We start from the raw sequence: 5,507 nt of genomic DNA on the forward strand, positions 1-5,507 counted from the left end.
GCTTCATTATTATCAGTATACTTCTTTTTTCTTCAACCCTAAATTTAGATACCACCATCTAGTTTCATGCGGTACATTTTTATTGAAAAAAATGACTTATTAAGATTGTTTTTTGTTAAATTTCATGTTATTCTTAAAAAAATACAAGGAAGTTATCTATTTAAATTCTAAATAGATAGTTTATTTTAAAAAAACTCGATTGAACTTGAACCGTAATGGGCAGTGGAATTAGAGTTTGACACCGATCTGCATTTGAACAACACTAAAACGTCTGAACACGTCTTAATGTCTCCCTTCAAATAGTCGACGCCAAACCCCTATTCACTGTCCTTTTTTATTTTTAAAATGTTTGCTCACTTGTTTTAAATAAAAGGAGATGAAATATGAAATTTTACAAACCTACAACAGTACAAACTACCGGACCTGAGCCCAATGAACTGATGACAGAACGAGTCAAATACAGTGTCTTTCTAGCTTTTGGTACATTTTTATTTCTATTGGCGTTCGCTTTCAACAGCTCCAAAGAATTATGGGAAGGAAGCCTGATCATTCTGGTTCCGCACTTTTAAACGCGTCATTGATGACTTTCAAAACATTGGCTTTGATTCGTCTTAGCCGTGTAAAAATTAATGGCCCTTTAATTGCGGCGATCTTTACAGTTGCTGGTTTTTCATTATTCGGTAAGAACCTTTATAATTCACTGCCGATCATTTTAGGAGTATATGGTTATGCTAAAATCGTCCGTGTTCCTTTTTCAAACTATTTGTTGCCGGCTCTCTTTGGAACAGCTTTAGGTCCCGTTGTCAGTGAGATCACTTTTAATCTTGATTTGCCATTAACTTTAGGGATTATTTTAGGAATCCTAGCAGGCTTTTTGATTGGGTTCCTACTGCCTCCTTTAGCCAAACACTTTGCTCATTTTCACCAAGGTTTCAGCCTTTACAATATCGGTTTCACAGCTGGAATCATCGGAACTTTTTTCATTTCGATGCTGCGCAGTTTTGGCATTAAAATCAATACCGTTGAAATTGTCTCCAGCGGTCATAATCAAGTATTTGCTGTTATTTTATATGGGTTGTTTCTAGTCTTGTTTCTGATTGGACTCATTTACAATCAATGGAATTTAGTGGATTACCGTCGCTTACTGCAGCAATCCGGGCGCTCGATGCCAGATTTTTCAGCTTCGTTTCCATTTGGCCTGATTTTGATCAATATGGCTTTGTTAGGAACTTTGTCTACTTCTTACGTTTTATTAGTCGGCGGAGAATTAAACGGACCGATTATTGGCGGGATCTTTACCATTGTCGGCTTTGGTGCTGCAGGTAAACACCTTAAAAATGTTGCACCTATTTTTCTGGGTGTCTTTGTTGTTGGTCTTTTCAATGCTTCTGAAATCAATTCGACTTCAGCTCTTCTAGCCGCTTTATTCGGTACAACTTTGGCACCGATTAGTGGCTACTATGGACCGCTGGCCGGAGTTATCGCCGGTGCTTTCCATATGGCACTGGTTTTAAACATCAGCTACTTGCACGCAGGTATGAATCTATACAATAATGGCTTTTCTGGCGGATTTATCGCTGCTCTATTGGCTCCTATTTTCGATTTATTTGCCACTATTCGCAAAGACCGAAAAATGCCGCCTTTGAAAGAGCCGCCTGCTGATACGACAAAAAAAGTTTTACCACCCGAAATAGATATTTCACTTGATTAATGAATAGACCAACTAAGTTATTTTGCTTAGCTGGTCTATTTTATTTGCCTATAGAAGCTATTCCCCATGCTCAACGATCTCGATTCCTGCTGATAAACTGGTATCTGTATACGTTCGTTTTTCTTCTTTCACATCCAGTTGAATGCGGAGCTTACCCGATAGTCCTTCTTTGATTGTTTTGTGCATCCCTTTAGCTGTCGGCGCCTTTAACTCACCTTGCTGTACAATCGAAGCTTCCAATATCAAACGTGCTTCTTTACTTTCTAGTTTTACCTTGACCGTATTTGCATCGATTTTTTCGAGATTGCATGTGTCCCTCTGGTATGTAGCAAAGCGGTATTCTTTGCCATCAGTCACTAAATTGCAAATAAAGCCTTCAAATGATGAACCGAGAAAAGGAATATGTGCTTCTGAAAAAAATACGCTTGTACTTTGGTTTTGAAAATGATTGGATTGAATCCAGACATATTCTCTCGGAAAGGCACTGCCCCAATCTTTCTCGATATAGCCTTTACCGCCTGTTAGGTTGGTTTGCTGGTCATTGATCACTAAAGAGCCTGTCACATCATGATTCATACTAATCACACCATGCGAACATTCCATTTTTGGCAAATAGGCAAAAGCTCCCATGATGTTGGGGCTGAAAATGGATTTTTCAATTGGATATAAGGGGCCAAAATCTAAGGAGCCTTCTATTTCGATTTGTTCATCTTTCAACTGAACCGCTACTCCTGATTCAGTAAAGACGTTGGGACCTATCTTGACTTGAAAAGGTTGATCCTGATAAGTAAAGGCTTCTATTGGGTAATTCACATAGCCGGTTTTCGTCACTTTTTGCTGATTCTCATCCAGCAGTACCACAATGTATTGGACAAAACTATGCGATTCAGCTTTATTCAAACTAATGCCAGGAATCAAACTAACAATTTGCCGTTCATCTGCCGAAACTTGCTTGAAATACCAGCCTTCAAAATACGGTTTCTTGTTCAAATTGCCTTGAAACAAAATCGGATTCGTTATTTTATCAAACATAAAAGACCCGCCTTCTACTCGAATTTTAGTCTATTGATTAGGGCATACGCTTTCCACTACTCTTAGTGTACTCTACAGACTTCTTTTCAAACAAGTTTTAATGCTTATGTATCATGAATTGGGATAGCATGGGTATTTGTGTTGGGGTTAAACTAGTCAACTCAATCTTCTTTTTGTAAATAAATTGTCGTTTCTTTTTTAACTATTCCGATCAGACCTTTTCGGTTATCACCGAAAAGCACCTTATTTTAAAAACTCTCTCTGTAGTTGATTGATCGTGACTTAAAGACAAGTAATCTCGATCATTAGGGCATGCAAAAGGGATTATCGTGACTGAAGAACAAAGTGTTTCATTCGTTAGGGCACGTAAAGAAGTTTATCGTGACTTAAGTCTGCTACTGCATTCTTATTAGAGCACGCAACAGGTTAAATTTGCTATTATTACATATCGGTATCACCTACTAGTTTTCACACGCCAAAAGCCGCACAGGTTAAATAGCTGCACGGCTTTTGATTTCGTTTCAATTCAGGGTGTTCTTGGTTTTAGCACCTTATTTTGGAATCGTGAGCACTTGCCCAACTTTAATGAGATAAGCTGCATTCAATTTATTAGCAGAGGCTATTTTTTGAACGGTCGTGCCATACTTCTTGGCAATGCTGTACACGGTATCTCCGGCTTTAACGGTATACTTCACTGTCGTGGGCTGCGTAGGAGCAGCAGACGTTTTGCCAGGTATTTTTATGACTTGACCTATTTTTATCACATTAGCATTAGCCAATTTATTGGTTGTGACGATATCTTGCACGGTTACTCCATACTTTTTAGCAATGCTATAAAGAGTGTCGCCTTTCTTAATCGTATACGTTAGGGCACCGGGTGTAGATTTTGGAGTTGCAGGTGTAGTTGTTGCAGCAGGAATCTTGATGATTTGTCCGATTTTCAAAAGATTTGGATTAGTTAAATGATTGAGAGTCACAAGTTGTTGGGTCGTTACCTTGTGTGCTTTAGCAATTTGAGTTAACGTATCACCGGCTTTAACGGTATAGTTGGTAGTCGGAATCGTAATCAATTGGCCTACGCGAATCAAATTGGCGTTCGATAATTTGTTGGTCGTTATCAGTTGTTGAACGCTTACGCCATACAAAGCTGCAATTTTAGTTAAGGTATCACCGGTCTTGACAACATACTGGCCGCTGCTAGCTGTTGAAAGCAGTTGACTGATCGTAACGAACGTATATCCTTTAGCTTTCAACTGGGTGATCATATTTTGCAGAGCACCAGGAGTTCCAGTTGCCCCTTCTCCGGCATGCATTAAAACAATCATTCCAGGAGTTGCGTTGTTTATGACTTTGCTGGTAATTTGGCTAGAAGAAATTCCTTTCCAATCTACCGTATCGATCGTCCAACCGATCGTTTTAGTATAGCCTTGGTTTCCTACAGCTTGTAAAGTCGCATTATTGACTGAGCCGAATGGAGCACGAAAGTAAGGTTTAGTAGATTTGCCAGCAGCTTTTTTAACAGCCGCTTCTGTTTTATCCAATTCTGTTTTGATTTGAGCAGCAGACAATTTGGAAAAATCAGGATGAGAATAAGAATGGTTGCCTATTTCATGGCCTTGAGCCACAATATCTTTAATTTTCTGTGGATGGTTTTCAGCTGCTTTACCGGTAATGAAGAATGTAGCTTTAATCTTATTGGTCGTTAAAATTTGAAGAATCTTAGCAACATTTTTGCCATCGGAACCATCATCAAATGTCAAAGCAACCATTTTAGTGCTGGTATTTCCTTTAGTAATATACTGAGAGCTGGCAGCTGAAACTGGTAAAGCAAGAGAAAATAGGAATAAAAAGAGCAATGAAAGCATGAGACTGATTTTAACTGATTTGCGTTGCATGATACTCACCCCTTTTCTTTTAAGTAAATGTTGGATGAGCTTGCTTTCTATGTAAGGTATTTTTGCCTCTTCTTTCACCTTTATTATACCATTTTACTCAGTGATTCTTTGTTTTAATATCTTTTTTTGAGCAGAAGTTTGTACCTAAATCAATAATGTAAAAATCGTCTTTATAGCTTATAGGACTTGAATTTCAGACAAGAATATACGCTCCTTTTTCATATTTAAAAAGAGGCTATGAGCCTCAACTCTAGAAATGTTAAAGACTTAAGGTCCCTAAAAAACATTTACCTACCTTATCTATAAAAATTTTAGGAACTTAAGGTCCTTAAGAGTCCTTTACCTACCTCATCCACAAAAATGCTAGAGACTTAAGGTCCTTAAAAAGGTTTGGAGCATTTTTATTTACTTTTTTCGCTTATTTAGATAGGAAAAGCTGCATAAATGATCAATAAATAAAAGTATTGTCTAAATGCTCATGAAAAAAGAATTCCCCTTTTTAGCTAAAGACTTATTTAATGACAGAATATCTTTTCTTCTTTATTATTAATCACTATACTAAACAAAAATTTCAAAAGGGAAGACAAAAATCTCCTTTTTTGGTACACTGTCCTTTACATTTTTATTTAGCCTAGCATTAGGTAAACTTTATTTTTAAGAGGTGAAAGAATGGAACAAACAGCATTGATCATTATTACAGTTATTCTTGGGCTGGGGATTTTATCGCAATGGATCGCCTGGCGGATTCAATGGCCATCCATTGTGATTATGGCTATTGCCGGGTTGCTTATCGGTCCCATCTTTGGTTTGATCAATCCAAAAGAAGCTTTAGGCGGATTATACAGTCCACTTATTTCTCTAGCAGTGGC

5 protein-coding genes are annotated in these 5,507 nt (G+C 37.8%); 3 read left to right on the top strand and 2 right to left on the bottom strand.

Translation table 11 applies throughout. The features are described from left to right. Positions 1–383: 383 nt before the first annotated feature. Together RT405_RS03435 and RT405_RS03440 are read left to right on the top strand one after the other, a co-directional pair. Complete coding sequence (locus tag RT405_RS03435) at positions 384–569, top strand: hypothetical protein (protein WP_313467577.1); 186 nt, start codon at positions 384–386, stop codon at positions 567–569. 11 nt (positions 570–580) lie between these two features. Continuing rightward, entirely contained in the window at positions 581–1,711 is a 1,131-nt protein-coding gene (locus tag RT405_RS03440) for a DUF1576 domain-containing protein (protein WP_313467579.1), read from the top strand. Positions 1,712–1,768: 57 nt separating this feature from the next. Here the strand turns inward: RT405_RS03440 and RT405_RS03445 are convergent, their stop codons facing one another. Both RT405_RS03445 and RT405_RS03450 read right to left on the bottom strand, forming a co-directional pair. After that, positions 1,769–2,743 carry a tocopherol cyclase family protein gene (locus tag RT405_RS03445; protein WP_313467581.1) on the bottom strand — a complete coding sequence of 325 codons (975 nt, stop codon included), beginning with the start codon at positions 2,741–2,743 and terminating at the stop codon, positions 1,769–1,771. Between the two features lie 551 nt (positions 2,744–3,294). Beyond that, a complete protein-coding gene (locus RT405_RS03450; RefSeq protein ID WP_313467582.1) occupies positions 3,295–4,638 on the bottom strand; it encodes a LysM peptidoglycan-binding domain-containing protein in 1,344 nt (447 codons plus the stop codon). Positions 4,639–5,307: 669 nt separating this feature from the next. Between RT405_RS03450 and RT405_RS03455 the strand changes: the two genes are divergently transcribed. Beyond that, positions 5,308–5,507: hypothetical protein (locus RT405_RS03455; protein ID WP_313467584.1), on the top strand; the 200-nt coding region annotated here is incomplete at its 3' end.

Origin of the sequence: Carnobacterium sp. (genome assembly GCF_032094055.1) — a bacterium.
In the GTDB taxonomy this organism is placed as follows: domain Bacteria; phylum Bacillota; class Bacilli; order Lactobacillales; family Carnobacteriaceae; genus Carnobacterium_A.

Coding starts and splice junctions, on each gene's coding strand:
- RT405_RS03445 (WP_313467581.1), bottom strand. CDS start 2,743: ATGTTTGATAAAATAACGAATCCGATTTTGTTTCAAGGCAATTTGAAC.
- RT405_RS03440 (WP_313467579.1), top strand. CDS start 581: ATGACTTTCAAAACATTGGCTTTGATTCGTCTTAGCCGTGTAAAAATT.
- RT405_RS03435 (WP_313467577.1), top strand. CDS start 384: ATGAAATTTTACAAACCTACAACAGTACAAACTACCGGACCTGAGCCC.
- RT405_RS03450 (WP_313467582.1), bottom strand. CDS start 4,638: ATGCAACGCAAATCAGTTAAAATCAGTCTCATGCTTTCATTGCTCTTT.